Source organism: Streptomyces sp. NPDC090499, from assembly GCF_044769305.1.
Taxonomy (GTDB): Bacteria; Actinomycetota; Actinomycetes; order Streptomycetales; family Streptomycetaceae; genus Streptomyces.
In genome coordinates, this window is sequence record NZ_JBIVXP010000008.1 from 156,828 (window position 1) to 176,891 (window position 20,064).

The 20,064-nt window shown below is 73.7% G+C and carries 17 protein-coding genes; 9 read left to right on the top strand and 8 right to left on the bottom strand.

Annotated elements, in window-relative coordinates:
• Positions 1–69: 69 nt before the first annotated feature.
• Entirely contained in the window at positions 70–852 is a 783-nt protein-coding gene (locus ACIQVL_RS28385) for a phytanoyl-CoA dioxygenase family protein (RefSeq protein WP_403426147.1), read from the bottom strand.
• A gap of 69 nt (positions 853–921) precedes the next feature.
• On the opposite strand from ACIQVL_RS28385, the gene ACIQVL_RS28390 reads away from it, so the two are divergent.
• Positions 922–1,818 (top strand): helix-turn-helix domain-containing protein, encoded by an 897-nt coding sequence (locus ACIQVL_RS28390; RefSeq protein ID WP_403426145.1) that lies wholly within the window; start codon positions 922–924, stop codon positions 1,816–1,818.
• A gap of 414 nt (positions 1,819–2,232) precedes the next feature.
• Positions 2,233–4,110 (top strand): RICIN domain-containing protein, encoded by a 1,878-nt coding sequence (locus tag ACIQVL_RS28395; RefSeq protein ID WP_403476715.1) that lies wholly within the window; start codon positions 2,233–2,235, stop codon positions 4,108–4,110.
• Positions 4,111–4,122: 12 nt separating this feature from the next.
• On the opposite strand, the gene ACIQVL_RS28400 is transcribed toward ACIQVL_RS28395, so the two are convergent.
• From ACIQVL_RS28400 to ACIQVL_RS28420, 5 genes are all read right to left on the bottom strand, one after another.
• Positions 4,123–4,611: a universal stress protein gene (locus ACIQVL_RS28400; RefSeq protein WP_403426142.1), complete on the bottom strand. Its 489-nt coding sequence runs from the start codon at positions 4,609–4,611 to the stop codon at positions 4,123–4,125.
• Positions 4,612–4,669: 58 nt separating this feature from the next.
• A complete protein-coding gene (locus tag ACIQVL_RS28405; protein ID WP_403426273.1) occupies positions 4,670–5,929 on the bottom strand; it encodes an arsenic transporter in 1,260 nt (419 codons plus the stop codon).
• Positions 5,930–5,999: 70 nt separating this feature from the next.
• Complete coding sequence (locus ACIQVL_RS28410; protein ID WP_403426140.1) at positions 6,000–7,253, bottom strand: hypothetical protein; 1,254 nt, start codon at positions 7,251–7,253, stop codon at positions 6,000–6,002.
• A 191-nt stretch (positions 7,254–7,444) separates the two neighbouring features.
• On the bottom strand, positions 7,445–8,146 hold the full coding sequence (locus ACIQVL_RS28415) for a DUF4232 domain-containing protein (RefSeq protein WP_403476716.1): 702 nt from the start codon (positions 8,144–8,146) through the stop codon (positions 7,445–7,447).
• A 128-nt stretch (positions 8,147–8,274) separates the two neighbouring features.
• Positions 8,275–9,681 carry a serine/threonine-protein kinase gene (locus ACIQVL_RS28420; protein ID WP_403426136.1) on the bottom strand — a complete coding sequence of 469 codons (1,407 nt, stop codon included), beginning with the start codon at positions 9,679–9,681 and terminating at the stop codon, positions 8,275–8,277.
• A gap of 46 nt (positions 9,682–9,727) precedes the next feature.
• On the opposite strand from ACIQVL_RS28420, the gene ACIQVL_RS28425 reads away from it, so the two are divergent.
• The 3 genes from ACIQVL_RS28425 (at position 9,728) to helR (ending at position 14,066) form a co-directional block, all read left to right on the top strand.
• A complete protein-coding gene (locus ACIQVL_RS28425; protein ID WP_403426134.1) occupies positions 9,728–10,276 on the top strand; it encodes an RNA polymerase sigma factor in 549 nt (182 codons plus the stop codon).
• A 180-nt stretch (positions 10,277–10,456) separates the two neighbouring features.
• Positions 10,457–11,656, top strand: coding sequence for a glycosyltransferase (locus ACIQVL_RS28430; protein ID WP_403476717.1), 1,200 nt, complete (start codon positions 10,457–10,459; stop codon positions 11,654–11,656).
• Positions 11,657–11,894: 238 nt separating this feature from the next.
• The gene (gene helR, locus ACIQVL_RS28435; RefSeq protein WP_403476718.1) at positions 11,895–14,066 is read left to right on the top strand and encodes an RNA polymerase recycling motor ATPase HelR; all 2,172 of its coding nucleotides are present in this window, start codon (positions 11,895–11,897) and stop codon (positions 14,064–14,066) included.
• Between the two features lie 147 nt (positions 14,067–14,213).
• Here the strand turns inward: helR and ACIQVL_RS28440 are convergent, their stop codons facing one another.
• The gene (locus ACIQVL_RS28440; protein ID WP_403426128.1) at positions 14,214–14,657 is read right to left on the bottom strand and encodes a cupin domain-containing protein; all 444 of its coding nucleotides are present in this window, start codon (positions 14,655–14,657) and stop codon (positions 14,214–14,216) included.
• A gap of 108 nt (positions 14,658–14,765) precedes the next feature.
• Complete coding sequence (locus ACIQVL_RS28445; RefSeq protein ID WP_403426126.1) at positions 14,766–16,253, bottom strand: PucR family transcriptional regulator; 1,488 nt, start codon at positions 16,251–16,253, stop codon at positions 14,766–14,768.
• Between the two features lie 154 nt (positions 16,254–16,407).
• Between ACIQVL_RS28445 and speB the strand changes: the two genes are divergently transcribed.
• The 4 genes from speB to ACIQVL_RS28465 are packed head-to-tail and all read left to right on the top strand — an operon-like array spanning position 16,408 to position 19,992.
• On the top strand, positions 16,408–17,376 hold the full coding sequence (gene speB, locus ACIQVL_RS28450) for an agmatinase (RefSeq protein WP_403426124.1): 969 nt from the start codon (positions 16,408–16,410) through the stop codon (positions 17,374–17,376).
• Positions 17,373–18,941 (top strand): purine-cytosine permease family protein, encoded by a 1,569-nt coding sequence (locus ACIQVL_RS28455; protein ID WP_403476719.1) that lies wholly within the window; start codon positions 17,373–17,375, stop codon positions 18,939–18,941. The genes speB and ACIQVL_RS28455 overlap by 4 nt, the downstream gene beginning before the upstream one ends.
• 5 nt (positions 18,942–18,946) lie before the next feature.
• Positions 18,947–19,600: a cyclase family protein gene (locus ACIQVL_RS28460; protein ID WP_403426120.1), complete on the top strand. Its 654-nt coding sequence runs from the start codon at positions 18,947–18,949 to the stop codon at positions 19,598–19,600.
• Entirely contained in the window at positions 19,597–19,992 is a 396-nt protein-coding gene (locus tag ACIQVL_RS28465; protein WP_403476720.1) for a YybH family protein, read from the top strand. Before ACIQVL_RS28460 ends, ACIQVL_RS28465 begins: the two co-directional genes overlap by 4 nt.
• Positions 19,993–20,064: the final 72 nt, after the last annotated feature.

Sequence of the window (20,064 nt, forward strand, 5' to 3'; positions counted from 1 at the left end):
GCGCGGGGCTGTTGCGATTTGCGGCTCCGCCGCGTGGGCGCGAGCAACCGCATCGCACCCGCACCCGAATCACAACCGCGACGTCCCGCAAGGACCGCCCCCTTCGCTCTCCGGCAAAGGAACAGGTTCCCCACCCATGGACAACGTCCGGTAGTACCCGCCGATCCGCTCCGCCGAGCGCCCCACGTAGTGCCCGATGAACGACCGTCGGCTGCGCCCGGCGGAGCGATTGGGCTGCGACCCGTGCACCAGGCTCCCGTTGAAGAACAGGACGTCCCCCGGCCCCATGTCGACCGGCACCGCCGCGAGCCCCTCCGGCGGTGCCACGTACTCCCGCGCGAACGACAGCTCCGCATCCGACTCCTCGGGGCAGAACAGGTCCATCCGGTGCGTCCCCGGCACCACCTCCAGGCCGCCGTTCTCCCGGTCGATCGCCTCGCAGGCGACCCAGGCGGCGACGCACGTCCCCGGCTCCACCCGCAGATAGAAGTTGTCCTGATGCAGCGCCTGCCCCCGGGCCCCCGGCGGCTTGAAGTAGAACATGCTCTGCGCGGCCAGCACCTCCTCCCCGAACAGCGCCTCCAGGACCACCCGCAGACGGGCGTCCAGCAGGAAACGCCGTGCGAGCGCACTGATCTCGTGCGGCTGCATCACCCGCGGGTACCGCTGCAGCGGATCCCCCGCCGGCCTCGGCTCGAAGTGGCCCGGCACGACCCGTCCCGCCGCGTGCAGCGCCGCGAACTCCGCACACAGCCGGTCGATCTCGTCGTACCCGAACAACCCCCGCACGACGGTGAACCCGTCCTCCTCGAACTGCCGCGAGACGGTGGTGTCGATGCCCGTGGCTGTCATGCCCGCCCTCCTCGGTCCGGTGCCCTGGACCTGCCACGCTAGGGCGACGCCACCGCGGAGAGGATGCCCATGAGCGCTGCGGAGCTGCCCGGCACTGCTGTCCCGGCCCCGCCGCCCGGGATGGTCGTCACCGGCCGCTACGACGAGGGACCGGGCTACCGGATCAACCGCCCCGAGGGGGCGAGCAGTTGGCTGCTCACCTGGACGACGGACGGCAGCGGCCTGCTCCGGCAGGGTGCCGTGGAGACCCCCGCGCGCGCCGGTGACCTCGTCGTCCTGGCCCCCGGCGTCCCGCACGGCTACGCCGTCGGGCCCGGCGCGCACCGCTGGCGGTTCTGGTGGACGCACTGCCAGGTCCGCCCGCACTGGATGCCGTGGCTTGCTCCCCGCGCCCTGGGCGACGGCGTGTACGCCGTCGGCGCCCCGGACGGCAACCGCGCCCGGATCGAGGCGGCCTTCCAGCGCGTGCTCGCCGACTCCCGCTGGACCGGCACCGGCGCGCCGCCCGCCCCGGCAGCCGGTGGCGACCCCGTCGCCGTCGCGCACGGCAGCGCGGCCCGCGAACTCGCCCTGTGCGCACTGGAGGAGGTCATCCTGCTCGCGACCGCCGGCGCGCACCCGGCGGCGCCCGGCCGGGACGCCGGGGACGAACGGGTGCGCCGCGCCGAGGAGTTGATCGCCGCCGATCCGGGTGCTCCGCACACGGTCCGCTCGCTCGCCGCGCGTGTCGCGCTGTCGCCGTCCCGGTTCGCCCACCTTTTCACCGCCCGGACCGGCGTGCCGCCGATGCGTGCGCTGCGCGAGGCGCGGCTGCGACACGCCGCCCGGCTGCTGGAGAGCAGCGACCTGACCGTCGAGCGGGTCGCCGCCGCGTCCGGATTTCCCAGCCCGTTCCACTTCAACCGGGTTTTCCGAGAACGATACGGTGTCCCGCCCGGTGCCTACCGCTCCGGCGAACGTCTGTAATGCGCCCGGTCATTGGTTCCCGGGCGCCGGGCGCCCGGCGGCTTGTGCAGGTCGGGGCATGGTTCAATGGTTGGTGTCGATACCGGGACGGTAGGCCCTGAATCCCCGCGCCAATTGCGATGTCGATACGGCGACAAAGCGCGGTCTCGGTCATTGACGAATCGTCAAATTATCGCCGGCGGCGGGCAATGCGCAAAACCCTGGGATCTCTTGTTCTGCCGTGCTGGCCTGTGCAAAGGTGTGGCGTGTCGGCATGCGGACAATTATTTTCGACCGCCGCGTGCGCGAGGCCGCTCCCCGCGTGCCGAACCCCCCAACAAGCCCATCCGGCCTTGGCGTCGGCCGGGCCGCATACCGGTCGCATACCAGACGGTATGGGCCGAATCCCGCGTTGCGTCTGGAAGGAATGCCGCCGTGAATGACGCAGGCCTGGGGAATTCCCCTACCCCCGCCCGGCCGTTCGACGTCACCGACGAGCAGCTCAGCGCCGAGCTCAAGCAGTGGACGGGCACGGCACCCGCCCTGCACCCCGTCGGTGAACTCCTCGACCGGCACTGGGAAGCGGCCTTCGCCTACGCCCGTCTGTGCGCCGACGGGACACGCGGCGCGGGAATGCTCACCACCGCCGCATTCACCCGGCTCTTCGGTGAATCCCTCCGCCAGGCCGGCCCGACCGCTGCCTGGCGCCCCCAGCTCCTTGTCACCGTGCGGCGTATCGCGGCCGAATGGGACAACGACGGCCGCGGCGAACTGCTCCACCCCCAGCTGCGCGCCGGCAAGGGCGAACGGGCCGCCGCCCGGCTGCTGCCACCCGCGAACCGGCGGCTGCTCTCCCGGGCCTTCCAGCGGCTCACCCCGTCCTCGCGGACCGTGCTGTGGCACACCGAGGTCGAGTCGGAGCCCCTGGTGGCACCCGCCGCACTGCTGGGCCTGGACGAGCAGGACGCGCAGGTCGAACTGCGCCGGGCCCGCGAGCGGATGCGCGAGGAGTGCCTCCAGGTGCACCGCGAACTCGCCCACGAGGACGAGTGCCAGCGCTACGTCCGGATGATCGACGTGACCTTCCGCCGTGGCGGCATCGACGTCGACCGCGACCTCCAGCAGCACCTGAACGGCTGCAAGCACTGCCGGTACACCGCCGACCAGCTCCACCAGTTCAACGGCGGGCTCGGCATCGCCCTCGCCGAGGCCGTGCTCGGCTGGGGCGCCCGCGCCTACATGGAGTCCCGGGCCGCGCTCGCCGAACAGCCCGCCGCACCCCCGGCCGCACCCGCCGACGGGTTCGCGGGCGGCTTCACGGGCGGGTTCGCGGGGGGCGAGGACTTCGCGCCGCCCAGCGCCCCGGGCAAGGACCTGGTCGTGCACCCGGCCGCCTCCCGACGCGCCAAGCAGCGGGCCGCCCGCCGGGTCCGCCGCCGCAACCTCGCCGTGGCGGTGGGCACCGTGAGCGGCCTGGTCGTGCTGCCGCTGGTGCTGTGGTCCGTGCTCGGTTCCGGCGACGACTCCACCTCGGCCACCGCCAAGCCGTCCGCCACGCCGGCCGGCTCGGCCTCCTCCGGTCCGTCCTGGGTCGGCACCAGCCGCACCACCCAGGGCACCCTGCGCGGCCGCCTGCACAACATCGCCTCCGGCCTGTGCATCGGCGTGGTCGGCAAGAAGGCCGTCAAGGGCGCCGAGACCGAGCTCGCCGAGTGCTCCTCGGTCGCCAGCCAGCAGTGGACGTACGACGGCGACGGACTGCTGCGCAACGCGGCCGCCCCCGACCTGTGCCTCGACTCGCACCTCGGCTACTCCGTCCAGCTCGCCCCGTGCACGTCGGCGGCCGGGACCAAGGCCAAGAGCGTCCACTACGACTTCACCCTCCAGGGCGCACTGGTGCCCCGCTGGGACCAGGACCTGGCGCTCGCCCCCGCCGCCACCGACGGCGGTGGCGCCCTGGTGGTCAAGAACCGGACGAACGCCAATGCCCAGCGGTGGGTGATGGACACCTCCCAGCCCGACCTGCAGATGCAGATCGTCAACTGGGACGCCGACACCACCCCGACGCCGACCCCGGCCCCGACCGCGTCCGCCACTCCGACCACCAAGGCCGCGAAGCCCGCCACGCCGACGCCCACCCCGTCGGCGTCCAGGACGACCGCACAGCCGACGCCGTCGAGCACCGCCGGCTACGACCCGTGCGTCGAGTACCCGGGCTACTGCTACGGCTCCGGAGACGGCCAGTACGGCGGCGGCTGGGGCGACGGCGGTTACGGCGGTGGCTACGGCGGCGGGGGCCACCACGGGCACTGACCCCGCGCGGGCTCAGGGGTGCGGCGGCGGGGGCGGCATCGTCGTCAGGTCCGGCGCCCCCTCCGGCCACACCAGCAGCACCGGGCACGGCGCGTGGTCGACCACGAACCGCGCCGCCCTGCCCAGGCTGTGCGGCCCGAGCCGGGACCGGTCGCCGTCCCGGGCCAGGACCAGCAGACCGGCGTCCGCGGCGGCGGCCACCACCTCCCGCTCGACCCGGCCGACCCGCTCCAGCCGGGTGCACGGCCGTCCCAGCCGGGTCTCCGCCGCGTCCAGCAGTTCCGCCGCCGACATGTCGCCGAGTTCCACCAGCCGCCGCTCCGGGTCCGGCTCCGAACCGGCCCGGCCCAGCAGCCCCGCGAAGGCGCCGTGCGCCAGCCCGGCCACCCCGGGCTCGGCCACGTGCAGCAGCACCACCTCGGACGCGTCCGGCGCGTAGCCGCGCACCGCGTCCACACAGGCCGGCCAGGTCCCCTCGACCAGCCAGACGATCACCCGCATGTCCATGGCCTCCCAGCCACTCCTGACCGGGCACTCCGCCGGAGGTGCCGCGATCCGCTCAGCTCCCGACCACCTGGAGCGCCCCCCACAGTGCCACCACCGCCCCGCACAGCGCGGTCGGCACGGCGAGCAGGCCCAGCCGGGTGAACTCGCCGAGGTCCACCCCGTGGTCGTGCTGGTGCACGATCCTGCGCCACAGCAGCGTCGCCAGCGAACCGGCGTAGGTGAGGTTCGGGCCGATGTTCACCCCGAGCAGCACCGCGAGCACCGCGCCCGGCCCGGCCGGCGCGGCCAGCGGCAGCAGCACCAGCACCGCCGGCAGGTTGTTGACGATGTTCGCGAGGACGGCCGCCAGTGCGGCGACGCCGAGCAGCGCCGGCAGTCCGGTCCCGCCCGGCAGCACATGGCCGAGCGCGTCCGCGAGCCCGTTGTCGACGACCGCCCGCACCACGATCCCGAGCGCCAGCACGAACGCCAGGAACGCGGGCGCGGCCGCCTTCACCACCGTCAGCGGCGTCGCCCGCCGCCGCAGCAGTGCCCGCCCGGCCAGCACCAGCGCACCCGCGCACGCCGCCCACGCCGGGTCGATGCCGACCGCCGAGGTGACCACGAACCCCGCGAGCGTGCAGGCCACCGTCACCAGCGCGAACACCGGCAGCCGGGGCGGCTCGCCGGGATCCCGGGCGCCCGGGGCCGCCGAGGACAGGTCACGGGCGAAGAACCGCCGGAACACCACGTACTCGACGCCGATCGCCACCAGCCAGGGCAGCACCATCAGCGCCGCGAACCGGGTGAAGCTCAGCCCGCTCGCCGCGAACGCCAGCAGGTTCGTCAGGTTGGACACCGGCAGCAGCAGCGACGCGGTGTTCGACAGGTGCGTACAGGCGTAGACGTGCGGTTTCGCCCGCACCCCGGACCGGGCCGCCGTCGCGAACACCACCGGCGTCAGCAGCACCACCGTCGCGTCCAGGCTCAGTACGGCGGTGATCACCGAGGCCAGTGCGAACACCGCGGTCAGCAGCCGCACCGGCCGCCCGCCCGACCAACGGGCCATCCACGCCCCGCAGGCCTGGAACAGGCCCTCCACGTCGCAGAAGTGGGCCAGTACCAGGACCGCGGCGAGGAACCCGACGACCGGCCCCAGTTGCTCGGCCTCCGCCCGCGCGTGGTCGAGGGAGATCGCCCCGGTGGCGACGACGATGCCCGCCGCCGGCACGGCGAGCACCGCCTCCGGCCAGCCGCGCGGCCGGATCACGGCCCAGGCCAGCACGGCGGCGAGCAGGAGGACGGACAGGGTCTCGGCGAGCGGGGTGTTCAGGGCGGGTCCCTCGCAGGTGTGATCAAGTACGGCCCGCCCATGAAAGCAGATGAAGGCAGACGGACCCGGCTTACGAGGACGGGGTACCCGCCGCGCCCAGGAACTCGCCCCAGCCGCCGGTCGGCTCCTGACCCGGGTTCAGCGTGCGCAGCGTCCGCAGCACCGCCGGGTCCTGCGCCTCCAGCCACGCCACCAGCTGCTTGAAGGAGACGAAGCGCACGTCGTCGTGCTCGGCCATCTTGCCGATCGCCTCCTCGACGGCGTCCATGTAGATGCCGCCGTTCCAGCGCTCGAAGTGGTTGCCGATGAAGAACGGCGCCCGGTTGGTGCTGTACGCCCGCTCGAAGCCCGCCAGGTAGCTGTCGCGGGCCTGGGTGCGCCAGGCGTCGTACTGGGTCTTGTCGCCCAGCGGATTGCCGGCGGACTGGTTGTACATCATGTTGTAGTCCATCGACAGGACCTGGAAGGAGTGCCCGGGGAACGGTATGGACTGCAGCGGGAAGTCCCAGATGCGGTTGCCCTGCACCTTGCCCGGCCAGATCTGCAGGCCGCCGGGGGAGGAGGCGTCGTACTTCCAGCCGAGCGCGGCCGCGGTGGGCAGCAGGTTGGCCTGGCCCTCCAGGCACGGGGTACGGCCGCCGATCAGCTCCTTGCGGTAGTCGAAGGGCAGCGGCTCCAGATCGGTGAAGCCGGTGTTCGTCTTCCACTTGGTGACGAAGTCCATGGCCTGGTCGATCTCACTGCGCCACTCGGCGGAGGACCAGTTGCGCACGCCGTCGCTGCCGCAGAAGTGCCCGTTGAAGTGGGTGCCGATCTCGTGGCCCTCCAGCCAGGCCGCGCGCACCTGCTGGAGCGTGTTGTGGATGTGCCCGTCCGAGAGGTAACCGATCGCGGACGCGCCGACCGCGTGCTGCGGCGGACGGTAGAGGTCCTTCTTCGACTCGGGCAGGGTGTAGATGCCGGACAGGAAGAACGTCATCTTCGCGCCGTGGTCCGCGGCCACCTTGCGGAAGCGGGAGAACAGCTTGTTGCTGAGCTCGCCCGCGCCGTCCCAGGAGAACACCACGAACTGCGGCGGCTTGCTGCCGGGTGCCATCCGCGTCGCCTTCGGCTGGTGCGGCTGTGCGCCGGTGTCGGCGGTGGAGCCGTCGCCGATGAGCTTCAGCGGCTTCGCCGGCGCGCTGCCGTCGGCGCCGCCCTTGCCGCCGCCGGCCGGACTGCTGCCGCCCAGCGTCCAGCTGCCGTTCGAGCATGCGGAGAGGGCACCCAGGGCCCCCGCCGTCGCGCCCGCCGTCAGCACCCGCCTGCGAGAGATGCCGCTCATGTCCGTCCCCGATTCCGTCGTCCCGGCCCCTTGCGGAGCCCCGTTTCCGTGTGGTCGACGGGTTCGATGGGCGGTCGGGCGAAAAAGATCGGAGCCGGCTGTGCGTGTTGCACGCCTGTGACAGTTGTGGTCCGGACATGACGAACCCCGCCGCCCGGGGGAGTGGGCGGCGGGGTCCGGTCAGGGGGCGGTCAGGCGCCGGTACCGGCGCTGAAGACGCCCAGGCGCACCGAGGAGGCGTTCCCGGAGACCGGGACCGCGCCGTTCTTCCAGGTGACCTTCAGCGAGTCCTTCTCGTCCGGCGGGGTGACCAGGAGCGCGGCAGGCGTCGCCGTCTTGGCGCCGCTGATCTCCGGGTTGGAGAAGGTCAGCCCCGCCCAGGCGCTCTGGCCGGGCTTGAGGGTGACCGTCGTGGCGGTGGTGCCGGACTCGCGCTGCGGGTCGGGGCCGAGCTGGGTGCCGGAGGCGTTCACGAAGGCGGCGCCCGGGAAACCGCGCACCGTGCAGGAGCGGCCCGACTTGTTGGTGAGCACGACCGGGAAGTTCTCCTGGCCGGCCCCCGGGTCGTTGCCGCCCACCGAGGCGGTCAGCTCCGAGGTGTGGCAGCGCGTCGCGGCGGCGCTGCTCGTCGTGGTGCCGCCCGTCGACGAACCGCCGGTCGCCGAGCCGCCGCTCTGCGAGGCCGCCGAAGATCCGTTGCCGGACGGGACGGCGGAGGTGCCCGAGCTGTCCGCGCTCGACGCGTTGCCGGTCGCCGGCGCGGCCGTGCCCGACACCGACTCCGGGGACTTGCCCTGACCACCGTTGCCGCAGGCGGTCAGCAGGCCCAGGGCGGCGACCGTGCTCGCGAGCAGGGCCGCCCCGCGCCGCAAGGACTGGGACGTGTGCGCCATGTGTCTCACCACTCCTGGATGTGTCGTGACCCGCCCGTGCGGCGTGCCCGAGGCGCGACGTGCGCCGTCACTCCCATCCGATGCGAGAAACGCCGGAAAAGTTCGGGGGCACGCCGGGATTCCCCGAGTCAGGTGACCCGAAGGGACCGCAGGATGCCGTCCGTGGTGCTCTTGTCGACGGCGCCCTTCTGCCGCACCTGCACGTACACCTGCGGCTGGCTGTCCCCGCCGGCCGGCCGCAGGGCCGCCTCCTGGATCGAGCCGCCCGCGCCGGAACAGCCGCTCCAGCTCCGGACGCTGCCCTTCCAGTCGGTGCCGGTGAAGGCACGGCTGCCGTCGTAGTGGCAGCCGGAGTGGGAGAGGGCGTCCACCTTCGCGGTGACGTCCCCCTTCTCGCTCACGCCGATGAAGACGCCGTTCACCGCGGTCGTCAGGTCCTGCCACTCGGAGACGTCGTCGGCGACCTCCAGACCCGGCTCGTGCCCGGAGGCCAGCCCCAGGGCCTGCGGGTTCCAGCCGGAGTTCCGCAGCTCGCCCGCCCACCCGGACGGCACCCGGGCCACCACCCGCCCGGTGGAGTCGGCGACCCGGGTCTCGTCCCCCGCCGACCCGTTCCGGTCGATCATCGTGACCGCCAGCGCGGTGCCGCCTGCCGCGAGGACTGCGGCGACGGTCAGCGTGACCGCGTTGAGCCGCCTGCGGACACCGTCCAGGCGCCGGGGCCGGCGCGCCCTCCGGCCCGCCGTGGCCGCCGCCAGCCGGTCCAGCTCGTCCGCGAAGGCCTGCGCGGACGGCCAGCGCCGCTGCCGGTCCGGCTCCAGGGCCCGCAGCAGCGCCCGCTGCACGTCCTCCCCGAGGTCAGGACGCAGCCGCTCCGGCCGGATCACCCTTCCCGGCGCCGCCGGCACCGTCCCCGTGACCAGCTCGTAGCCCACCGCGCCCAGCGCGTAGACGTCGGCGCGGGCGTCGATGCCCTCGCCGGGCTCGGCCTGCTCCGGCGGCTGGTACCCCGCCGAACCGGCGGCCAGGGTCAGTCCCGACGCCTGCGCCAGGCTCTTCGCCAGCCCCAGGTCGGCCAGCAGCACCCGCCGGGTGCCGTCCTGCGCGGTGCGCAGCAGCACGTTGGTCGGCTTGATGTCCCGGTGCACGATCCCTGCCTCGTGCAGATCCGCCGCGCCGCGCGCCGCCAGCGCGGTCAGCCGCAGCGCGTCGGAGATCGGGAGCGGGCCGCCGCCGAGCAGGTCGGCGAGGGTGCCCGCGTCGGCGTACTCCATCACGAAGTACGGCCGCCCGTCCGGGAGTTCGCCGATGTCATAGACCTGCACCACACGCTTCGAGTCGGCCCGCCGCAGCAGCCGCGCCTCGGACAGGAACCGGTCGTGGATGTCGAGGCGATGGGACCAGTTGTCGGCGAGCACCTTCACCGCGACCGAGGCGTCCAGCTGGTCGTCGTGGGCGAGCCAGACCGTCCCGAAGGCACCGGTGCCCAGGCGCTGTTCGAGGCGATAGCGGCCGATCCGCTCCAGGGGTTGCATACGACTATCATGCCTGTCCTGAGATCGACTTCGAGGGGGACCTCCCGTGCCGGACGCCGCGCTGACCGAAGACCTCGCCCGGCGGGCCGCCGCAGGCGACCAGCTGGCCCTCAACCAGCTGCTGTCCGAGGTCTGGCCGGACGTCGTACGGCGCTGCGGGCGGTTCCTGCCGTGCCGGGAGGACGCCGAGGAGGCGGCCCAGGACGTGCTGCTCCAGATCTCCCGGAAGATCTCCACCTTCGAGGGCCGCAGCCGCTTCAGCACCTGGCTGTACACGGTCGTCGCCAACTGCTCCCGGCAGAAGTACCGGGACCTCAAGCGCCGGGCGGCGGAGCAGCCGGCGACCATCGAACCCACCGAGCACGTCGACCCGCGCACGACGAGTGTGATCGCCGGGTCCCGCATCGATCTGCTGGAGGCGCTGGACCGGCTGGAGCGGGAGCACCCGCAGCTGGTCGCGCCGCTCGTCTACCGGGACATCTGCCAGCTGGACTACGCCGAGGTCGCCGAACGGGTGGGGATCCCGCTGGGCACCCTGAAGTCCCGGCTGCACGAGGCCCGCAAGCAGGTCCGGCCCTGGCTGAGCGCGCCGTGACAGCCCCGTGACAGCAGAAAGGGCCGCTCGTCGGCGGCCCGCAGAACACTCAGGAGGGAGGAGTTCTTCTCCTCTCCCTTCTTAACGTATAGCGCACCGGGGGGCTTGCGGCAAGGCCCCCCTGGTCCCGCAGAATCGCAGGCCGTAGCCAGGAACCGCGGTATTTGGGGGATGCGCGACATGCGTGTGCTGTTGATGGGATATGGGTCGCGCGGCGACGTCGAGCCGCTGGCGGGACTCGCGGTGGCGCTGCGCGAGCTGGGCGCCGAGGCCCGGGTGTGCGCCCCGCCGGACGAGGAGTTCGCGGAGCTGCTGGCCCGTGCGGGCGTGCCGCACGTGCCGTTCGGGCCGTCGGTGCGCGCGCTGGTGACCCGGCCGAACCCGGCTCCGGAGGACGCGTTCAAGCTCGCGCCCGAGCTGGTGGCCGCGCACTTCGACACGGTCGGCCCGGCGGCCGAGGGCTGCGACGCGCTGGTGGCGAGCGGCCTGATGCCGGCCGGTGCGCGGTCGGTGGCCGAGAAGCTGGGCATCCGCTACGTGCCGGCCTGCTTCCACCCGGCCGGGCTGCCGTCCTCGCGCTTCCCGCCCGCCGGCCGGCCGGGCCGCCCGGCCCCTGCCGACGCCGACCTGCCGACGCTGTGGAAGGTGGACGCCGAGCGGGTGAACGCCCTGTACGGCCAGGCGCTCAACACCCACCGGGCCGCGCTCGGCCTGCCTCCGGTGGACAACGTCCGCGACCACGTCCTCACCGACCGGCCCTGGCTGGCCGCCGACCCGGGGTTTGCCCCGTGGCAGGAGATGACGGACCTGGACCTCGTGCAGACCGGCGCGTGGCTGCTGCCGGACACCCGCCCGCTGCCGGCCGACCTGGTGGCGTTCCTGGCGGCCGGTGAACCGCCGGTGTACGTCGGCTTCGGCAGCATGGCCATGCGCGGCGCCCCGGACGCCGCCCGGGTGGCCGTCGAGGCGGTACGCGCCCAGGGGCGGCGCGTGCTGATCGGCCGCGGCTGGGCGGACCTCGCCCCCGGCGACGGCGCCGACCGCTTCGCCGTCGGCGAGGTCAACCACCAGGCGCTGTTCCGCCGGGTCGCCGCCGTCGTCCACCACGGCGGCGCGGGCACCACGACGACGGCCGCCGTCGCGGGGGTGCCCCAGGTGGTCGTCCCCCAGATCGTGGACCAGCCGCACTGGGCCGCCCGGGTGGCCGCACTCGGCATCGGCGCGGCCCACGACGGCCCGGTACCGACCGTCGACTCGCTCTCGGCCGCGCTCGCGACCGCCCTCACCCCCGGCACCCGCGCCCGTGCCGCCGCCGTGGCCGGCACGATGCGCACCGACGGAGCCACCGTGGCCGCGCGGCTGCTCCTCGCCGGCGCCTGAGCCCCCGCACACGGCCACCGCGGGCGCTGCCCGCCGGTGCGGCCCCGCCGCGTGGGCACGACCGGCCACGACGGCCCCGCGACCCGCCGGCCGCCCACCACGACCCGAGACCGACCCCGGACGGCGGTCGCCGTCCCCCCGCGTTCGCCTGTTCGCCTGTTCGCCTGTTCGTCCCGTCCTCCCGGACGCCCTGCCGTACGTGCCTGCGGCCGTACGGCCACCCCACGGAGCTGATTCTTTGAACCCCCTGACCACCAGCCCCTTCGACCTGCCCGAACGGCTCTCCGCCAAGGCCGACCCGGCCCTGATCGCCGACGACGAGCGGCACCTGGCCGCCATCGGCGAGTGCCTCGCCCGGACGATCGCCGAGCTGTCCGACCGCCTCGACACCGAGCTCAGGGCCCCCGGCGGCACCGGCCGCGCCGCGATGGACCGGGACACCGAGGTCCACCGGCTGACCGCCCGGCTGCGCACCCTGCGCCGCTTCGGCCTGGACCTGTGCCTGGGGCGCATCGTCGCCGCCGACGACCCCGAGCCCGTGTACATCGGCCGCCTCGGCCTCACCGACAGCACGGGGCGCCGGCTGCTGATCGACTGGCGGTCGCCCGCCGCCGAGCCGTTCTTCGCGGCGACCCACGCCGACCCGGCGGGGCTGCGCAGCAGACGCAGGTACCGCTGGACGGACGGCCGGATCAGCGACTACTGGGACGAGGTGTTCACCGCCGACGGCCTCGACGGGCACGCCGCGCTCGACGACCAGTCCGCGTTCATCGCCAGCCTGGGCGCCGACCGCTCGGAGCGGATGCGGGACGTCCTCGCCACCATCCAGGCCGACCAGGACGCGATCATCCGCGCGGGATCCCGCGGCGCCCTCGTCGTCGACGGCGGGCCGGGCACCGGCAAGACGGTCGTCGCCCTGCACCGCACCGCCCACCTCCTGTACTCCGACCCGCGGCTCGGCCACCGCCGGGGCGGGGTGCTGTTCGTAGGCCCGCACCGGCCCTACCTGAACTACGTCTCCGACGTCCTGCCGAGCCTGGGCGAGGAGGGCGTGCAGACCTGCCTCCTGCGGGACCTCGTCGACGAGGGGGCCGCTGCCGCGGTCGAGACCGACCCGGAGGCGGCCCGGCTGAAGTCGTCCGCGGACATGGTGCGGGCGGTCGAGACCGCCGTCCGGTTCTACGAGGAGCCCCCGGACCGGGGGATGACCGTCACCACCGACTGGGGCGACCTCCGGTTGACCGCCGACGACTGGGCCGACGCGTTCCGGGCACCGGCTCCCGGCACCCCGCACAACGAGGCACGCGACCAGATCTGGGAGGAGCTGGCCACCATCCTGCTGGAGAGGCACCGCGGCGACGACGTGGCGCCCGAGGAGTTCCGCAGGGCGCTGCAGCGGGACCGGGACCTGGTCGACACCCTCGACCGCGCCTGGCCGCTGCTGGAGCCGACCGACCTGGTCGGGGACCTCTGGTCGGTGCCCGCCTACCTGCGGCTGTGCGCCCCCTGGTTCGGACCGGACGACGTACGCCGGCTCCAGCGCGCCGACGCCCAGGCCTGGACGGTGTCCGACCTGCCGCTCCTGGACGCGGCCCGGCAGCGGCTCGGCGACCCGGAGAGCTCCCGGCGCAGGCGGCGGCAGGAGGCCGTGCTCGCCGCCCAGCGCGAGCGCATGACCCAGGTCGTCGACAACCTGATCGGGGCCGTCCGGGACTCCGGCGCCGACGGCGCCGACGGCGAGGGCCTGGTGATCATGCTCCGCGGCCAGGACGCCAAGGTCAGCCTGGTCGACGAGTCCGAACTGGCCGTCCCCGCCCCCGACCTGCTGGCCGGCCCGTTCGCCCACATCGTCGTCGACGAGGCCCAGGAACTCACCGACGCGGAGTGGCAGATGCTGCTGCTGCGCTGCCCGTCCCGGAGCTTCACCATCGTCGGGGACCGCGCCCAGGCACGGCACGGGTTCACGGAGAGCTGGCAGGAACGCCTGGCACGGGTCGGGTTGGACCGGATCGAACTGGCCTCGCTCAGCATCAACTACCGCACCCCGGAAGAGGTCATGGCGGAGGCCGAGCCGGTCATCCGGGCCGTACTCCCGGACGCCAACGTGCCGGTCTCGATCCGCGGCGGCGGCCTGCCCGTGGTCCACGCATCCGTGTCCGAGCGGGACGAGATCCTCGGCACCTGGCTCGCCGCCCACGCCGAGGGCGTCGCCTGCGTGATCGGCGACCCCGGGTTCACACCGACGCCCCGGGTCGGCGCGCTCACCCCGGAACTGTCGAAGGGCCTCGAGTTCGACCTCGTCGTCCTCGTCGACCCGCAGAAGTTCGGCACGGGGGTGACGGGCGGTGTCGACCGCTACGTGGCGATGACCCGCGCGACTCAACAGCTGGTGGTCCTGACGAGCGACTGAGCGGGTTCGGCGCCCCGAGGGGGCGCTGGGGTCCCCGGCCGAAGGCTGGGGGAGGCACTGCGCGACCAGCCACGACGGCGCCGCAGTCGACACACGGCACCTCCGGCGCAGCGCCCGGCCAGGGTCGGGCAGGGTCGGGCACCCAGGTCAGCCCGCAGGCCGGGGAGCGCGCAGATGGGCGCGCTGCCGTAGCTCCTCGGCCTCGACCAGTTCCAGCATCGGCCTGCCCGGCGCGCACATCATGGTGACCACGAACTCGGTCCTGGCGTCGGTGAGGGCGTTGCCGTCCTGGTAGTGGATGACGTCACCGCCCGGCTCCCAGAAGGTGCCGCCGGCCGCCACGATCCGCTCGGCCTCGCCCTCCAGCTCGAAGCGGACCGCGCCCTTGACGACGTACCCGAACGCCGGGCCGGTGTGGCGGTGCGGTGGGGTTCCGGGATCGCCGGGCTCCCACTCGACGCGGATGGTCATCGCCGACGCGCCCTCGGGGATGGTGAGGGGAGCGGCGTCCTGGAGCACCGTCACCGCCCGGGTCCAGCTCGGGCCGTCCGGGGCGTCGCCGGGATGGGCGTGCTGTGGGTTCTCCGACACTGAGCCGTCCCTTCCGCGTGCGGTGCCGAGCGTGACCGACTGTATGCCGGGCGGGCTCGTGACCGTTGCTTTCGTGATCGGCGGGCGGCGACGTGTCGCGGGCGTCCGCTACGGTCCGGCGACCGCCACGCCGAGCTCGGTCGCCGCCCGGACGGCGAACCAGACCTCGGTGAAGGCGGCCGTCGTCGACAGGTCCCGGCCGGTCACCTCGCCGAAGCGGCGCAGCCGGTAGGCGAGGGTGTTGGGGTGGATGTGCAGAGCCGCCGCGGCGTCCTCGGTGCGACGGTCGCGTTCCATCCAGGTGCGGACCGAGACCAGCAGCTGTGACCCGTGCGCCCGGTCGTAGCGCAGGGCCGCGCCGAGGACCTGCTCGACGAGGGCCGCCAGCAGCCGGCGGTCCTCCGGCAGCCAGCGTCCGGTCGCGTCCTCCCCGTAGTGGAGCAGCGGCTTGCCCGCCTCCTCCGCGCGGCCGGCCGCCCATTCCGCCTCCTGCAGGGCGACCCGCAGCGGCTCGCCGACGGTGACGGGCCGGCTCACCCCGCACACCGCGCCCGGCAGCTCGGAAAGCGCCTCGGTGAAGCCGGGTTCCGCCAGCACCAGCCGGTCCTCGCCGCGGCGCAGGGTGAGGTGCGGGTGGTCGGCCAGGGCGCCGGCCAGCTGTTCGTCCTGGGTACGCCGGAGCACCGCGAGGACGACCGGCCGCTGGGCGTCCAGACCGTGGTGGGCCAGGCGGCGCTGGGCGCCGGCCGCATCGAGGGTGTCCTGGAGCAGCTCGGCGAGGGTCTCCGCGCCCTCCCGTCGCAGCACCTCACGCTCCTGGCGCACCATCGCCAGCCGCAGGGCGGCGACGGTGGCCAGGTGCTGGACGACGGCCAGCCCGGCCGGGCGGGCGCCGGCCTGTTCCAGCGCCACCAGGTAGCCGGCCGCGCCGCCCGGACCGAGGACCGGGAGCACGAAGCCGCCGGGCACGGTCGGCGGGGCGTCCGGATGCGCCGGCAGCACCGACAGGTCCTCCGGTGCCGGGACGCCGGGCAGCAGCGGGCGGCCCTGGGGGGTGCACAGGAAGATGCGGTAGCCGCTGAGCTGCTCCAGGCGGTCGAAGAGCGCGGGGATGTCCAGGTTCTCCTCGGCCATCCAGCGCAGCGCGCCGAAGACCTGGAGCTGGGCGCCGAGCCGTTCGGCGGACTTCTCGCTGACCGCGGCGGCGACTTCCTGCGCGATGGTCACGAAGGGAACGGTGAGCGGCACCTCCAGGACCGGGAAGCCGCGCTCCTCGGCCGCCGCGAGGAAGGCCTGTCGCAGTGGCGGGGTGCGCAGCTGGGTGCTGAGCACGAGGGCCGCGACGCCCGCGTCGTCCAGCCGCTCCAGATAGCGCCGCTGCGCCTCGCCGCCACGCGGCACGGCGAGGCCCACGGTCATCAGGACCTCCGAGCCCTGCAGCCACGGGGTGGGGTCCTCCAGCTCGCTGACGTGCGCCCAGGAGACCGTACGGCCCAGGCCGCCGGCGCCCGCGAGCAGACGCATCTGCAACGCCGGGAAGGACAGCAGGTCGCCCACGGTGAGGACGGAGCGCGGCGTTGCTTTGTGGTCGGGCACAAGACCACTGTAGTTCTTCGTGCCGTCAACAATTGACCCTGCCGGCCGGCCGTCCGCACACTTGGGCATCCCCCCCGTTACCGGAACCACCAGCTCCGGTCCAGGGTCCGCCCACCCGGCGGTGCACGCCCAAGGCTCGACAGGAAGGTTCCCCATGACGACCGAGCCCCGTGGACCCGTGGACTCCTCCCGGATCCCCCGCTACGCGGGACCCGCGACGTTCGCCCGGCTGCCGCGTCTCGACGAGGTGTCCCGCGCGGACATCGCCGTCGTCGGCGTCCCCTTCGACACCGGCGTCTCCTACCGGCCCGGCGCCCGGTTCGCCCCGGCCGCCGTGCGCGAGGCGTCCCGGCTGCTGCGCCCCTACCACCCGGCGCTCGACGTGTCCCCGTTCGCGACGGCGCAGGTCGCCGACGCGGGGGACATCCCGGTGAACCCCTTCGACATCAACGAGGCGATCGAGACCGTCGAGCACGAGGCCTCCCGCCTCCAGTCCGACGGCACGAAGCTGGTGACCATCGGCGGCGACCACACCATCGCGCTGCCCCTGCTGCGCGCGGTCGCGAAGCGGCACGGACCGGTCGCCGTGCTCCACTTCGACGCCCACCTCGACACCTGGGACACCTACTTCGGCGCCGAGTACACCCACGGCACCCCGTTCCGCCGCGCCGTCGAGGAGGGCATCGTCGACACCGAGGCGCTCAGCCACGTCGGCACCCGCGGCCCCCTGTACGGCAAGCGGGACCTGGAGGAGGACCGCCGGCTCGGCTTCGGCATCGTCACCTCCTCCGACGTACTGCGCCGCGGCGTCGACGAGACCGTGGACGCGCTGCGGCAGCGCATCGGCGACCGGCCGCTGTACGTGTCCGTCGACATCGACGTCCTCGACCCCGCACACGCCCCCGGCACCGGCACCCCGGAAGCCGGCGGCATGACCTCGCGTGAGCTGCTGGAGATCCTGCGCGGCCTCGCCGGGCTCAACCTCGTCGGCGGCGACGTCGTCGAGGTCGCCCCCGCCTACGACCACGCCGACATCACGTCGTTCGCCGCGTCCCACGTGGCCTACGACCTGATCAGCCTCTTGACCCTGGACTCCGCCGTCCACCGCGAGGAGCAGACATGACCCCCAGCCCCCAAGCGGAGCAGCACGACGCCCCGTCGCTGACCGAGATCGAGACCTACGGCGTCGAGCGCATCCCCGACGCCGACCGCACCGCCCGGCCGCTGGACCTGTTCCGGGTCGCCTTCGGCGGCGCGAACACCTTCGCCACCTGCGTCCTCGGCGCCTTCCCGATCCTGTTCGGGCTCTCCTTCTGGCAGGGCCTGGCGGCCACCGGCCTCGGGCTCGCCGTCGGCGCGCTGATCCTCGCGCCGCTCGCCGTGTTCGGTCCGCTGAACGGCACCAACAACTCGGTCTCCTCCTCCGCCCACCTGGGCGTGCACGGCCGGGTCGTCGGCTCCTTCCTCTCCCTGCTGACCGCGGTCGCCTTCTTCTCCATCTCCGTGTGGTCCTCCGGTGACGCCCTGGTCGGCGGCGCGCACCGGATGTTCCACCTGCCGACCAACGACGGCGTGTACGCGCTCGCCTACGGCCTGTTCGCCGCGCTGGTGCTGACGGTGTGCATCTACGGCTTCCGGTTCATGCTCTTCGTGAACAAGATCGCGGTCGCCGCCGCCTCCCTGCTCTTCGTCCTCGGCCTCTTCGCCTTCGGCGGCGACTTCGACCCCGGCTACCAGGGCAGCTTCCACTCGCTGAGCACCCCCGGCTTCTGGCCGGCGTTCATCGGCTCCGCGCTGATCGTGCTCTCCAACCCGGTCTCCTTCGGCGCCTTCCTCGGCGACTGGGCCCGCTACATCCCCGCCGACACCCCGCGCCGCCGGGTCATGGGCGCGGCCTTCCTCTCCCAGATCGCGACGATCCTGCCGTTCTTCTTCGGCCTGGCGACCGCCTCGATCATCGCCGCGAAGGCCGGGAACTTCCTCGACCCGAGCGCCCCGGACTACGTCGGCGGCCTGCTGGCCGTCTCGCCCTCCTGGTACTTCCTGCCGGTCTGTCTGCTCGCGCTGATCGGCGGCATGTCCACCGGCACCACCTCGCTCTACGGCACCGGCCTCGACTTCGCCAGTGTCTTCCCGAAGTTCAGCCGGGTGCAGGCCACCGTGTTCATCGGCGTCCTGTCGATCTCCTTCATCTTCGTCGGCCGGTTCGCCGCCAACCTCACCCAGTCCATCTCCACCTTCGCGACGCTGATCATCGTCTGCACCGCGCCGTGGATGGTCATCATGACCCTGGGCTTCCTCACCCGCCGCGGCTGGTACGACCCGGACTCGCTCCAGGTCTTCAACCGCCGTCAGCGGGGCGGGCGTTACTGGTTCACGCACGGCTGGAACTGGCGCGGCATGGCCGCCTGGCTGGCCGCCGCCCTGCTCGCGGTCCAGTTCGTCAACCTCCCCGGCCAGTTCGTCGGCGCCCTCGGCGACCTCGCGGGCGGCGTGGACATCTCCCTGCCCGTCGGCCTGGGCCTCGCCGCGGTCCTCTACCTGGCCCTGCTGTGGCTCTTCCCCGAACCCCGCGCCGTCTTCGGCCCCGACGGCCCGCGGCTGGTGCGCGCCGTCGACACCCCGGTGCCGCCGATCATCGCCGCCGACGGCGCCCCCGTCGCGGCCCCCGAGCCCGCGGAGGTGTGAGCGGGATGCGCCTGATCGACCTGTCCGTGCCGCTGCGCACCGGCATGCCGGTCTACCCCGGCGACCCGCAGGTGGACATCCGGCCCGCGCTCACCATGGCCCGGGACGGGATCAACGTCCTCCAGGTGCACATGGGTTCGCAGTCCGGCACCCACGTGGACGCCCCGTCCCACATCGAGGACGGCCTGCCCACGCTGGACCAGCTGCCGCTGAACCGGTTCGACGGCCCCGCCCACGTCGTCGACGCCCGGGGCCTCGCGCCCCGGGCCGCCATCGGGACCGACCTGCTCGCCCGCGTCCCGGCGGACCGGATCGTGCTGATCGCCACCGGCTGGTCGGCGCACTGGGGCACCGACGCCTACCACGACCACCCCCACCTGACCGAGGCGGCGGCCGCCCTCCTCGTCGCCCGCGGCATCCACACCGTCGGCATCGACGCCCTCAGCGTCGACCCGACCCCCGGCGACACCCTCCCCGCCCACCGCATCCTGTGCGGCGCCGACGCCGTCATCGCCGAGAACCTCACCAACCTCGCCGAGGTCCTCGACGCCCAGCACACCGGCCACGACGTCCACGTCAGCCTCTTCCCCCTGCACCTGCCCGGCGCGGACGGCGCACCCGTCCGCGCCGTGGCCCGGATCTCGGAGCCGAAGCCTTGAACAACGACCACGACACCGCCCTCGCCGCGGCGGACGCCCTGATCGCCGCCTTCGCCGAGGGCCGCACCGACGACTACTTCGCCGCCTTCGCGCCCGACGCCACCTTCGTCTTCCACACCACCGGCCGGCGCCTGGACTCCACCGAGGAGTACCGCGCCCTGTGGCAGAAGTGGAGCGACGAGGACGGCTTCCGCGTCCTCGCCTGCGACTCGGCCGACCGCCGCCTCCAACTCCTCGGCGACACCGCCGTCTTCACCCACTCGGTGACCACCCGCGTCTCCACCAGGGCCGGCGAGGAGGTCCTGCACGAACGCGAGACCATCGTCCTGCACCGCACGACGGGTGATGACTGGCGCGCAGTCCACGAGCACCTGTCCGCGGCGGCCGAATAAAACCTGCGGTTCTGCAGCGCGCCCCATCAGGGGCGCTGGGGGTACCCCCGGCCGAAGGCTGGGGGAGGAACT

Excerpts from the sequence above, each read along its gene's own strand:
- speB (WP_403426124.1), top strand. The coding sequence starts at position 16,408 with ATGACGACCGAGCCCCGTGGACCCGTGGACTCCTCCCGGATCCCCCGC.
- ACIQVL_RS28385 (WP_403426147.1), bottom strand. The coding sequence starts at position 852 with ATGACAGCCACGGGCATCGACACCACCGTCTCGCGGCAGTTCGAGGAG.
- ACIQVL_RS28410 (WP_403426140.1), bottom strand. The coding sequence starts at position 7,253 with ATGAGCGGCATCTCTCGCAGGCGGGTGCTGACGGCGGGCGCGACGGCG.
- ACIQVL_RS28420 (WP_403426136.1), bottom strand. The coding sequence starts at position 9,681 with ATGCAACCCCTGGAGCGGATCGGCCGCTATCGCCTCGAACAGCGCCTG.
- ACIQVL_RS28460 (WP_403426120.1), top strand. The coding sequence starts at position 18,947 with ATGCGCCTGATCGACCTGTCCGTGCCGCTGCGCACCGGCATGCCGGTC.
- ACIQVL_RS28390 (WP_403426145.1), top strand. The coding sequence starts at position 922 with ATGAGCGCTGCGGAGCTGCCCGGCACTGCTGTCCCGGCCCCGCCGCCC.
- ACIQVL_RS28415 (WP_403476716.1), bottom strand. The coding sequence starts at position 8,146 with ATGGCGCACACGTCCCAGTCCTTGCGGCGCGGGGCGGCCCTGCTCGCG.
- ACIQVL_RS28400 (WP_403426142.1), bottom strand. The coding sequence starts at position 4,611 with ATGCGGGTGATCGTCTGGCTGGTCGAGGGGACCTGGCCGGCCTGTGTG.
- ACIQVL_RS28430 (WP_403476717.1), top strand. The coding sequence starts at position 10,457 with ATGCGTGTGCTGTTGATGGGATATGGGTCGCGCGGCGACGTCGAGCCG.
- ACIQVL_RS28455 (WP_403476719.1), top strand. The coding sequence starts at position 17,373 with ATGACCCCCAGCCCCCAAGCGGAGCAGCACGACGCCCCGTCGCTGACC.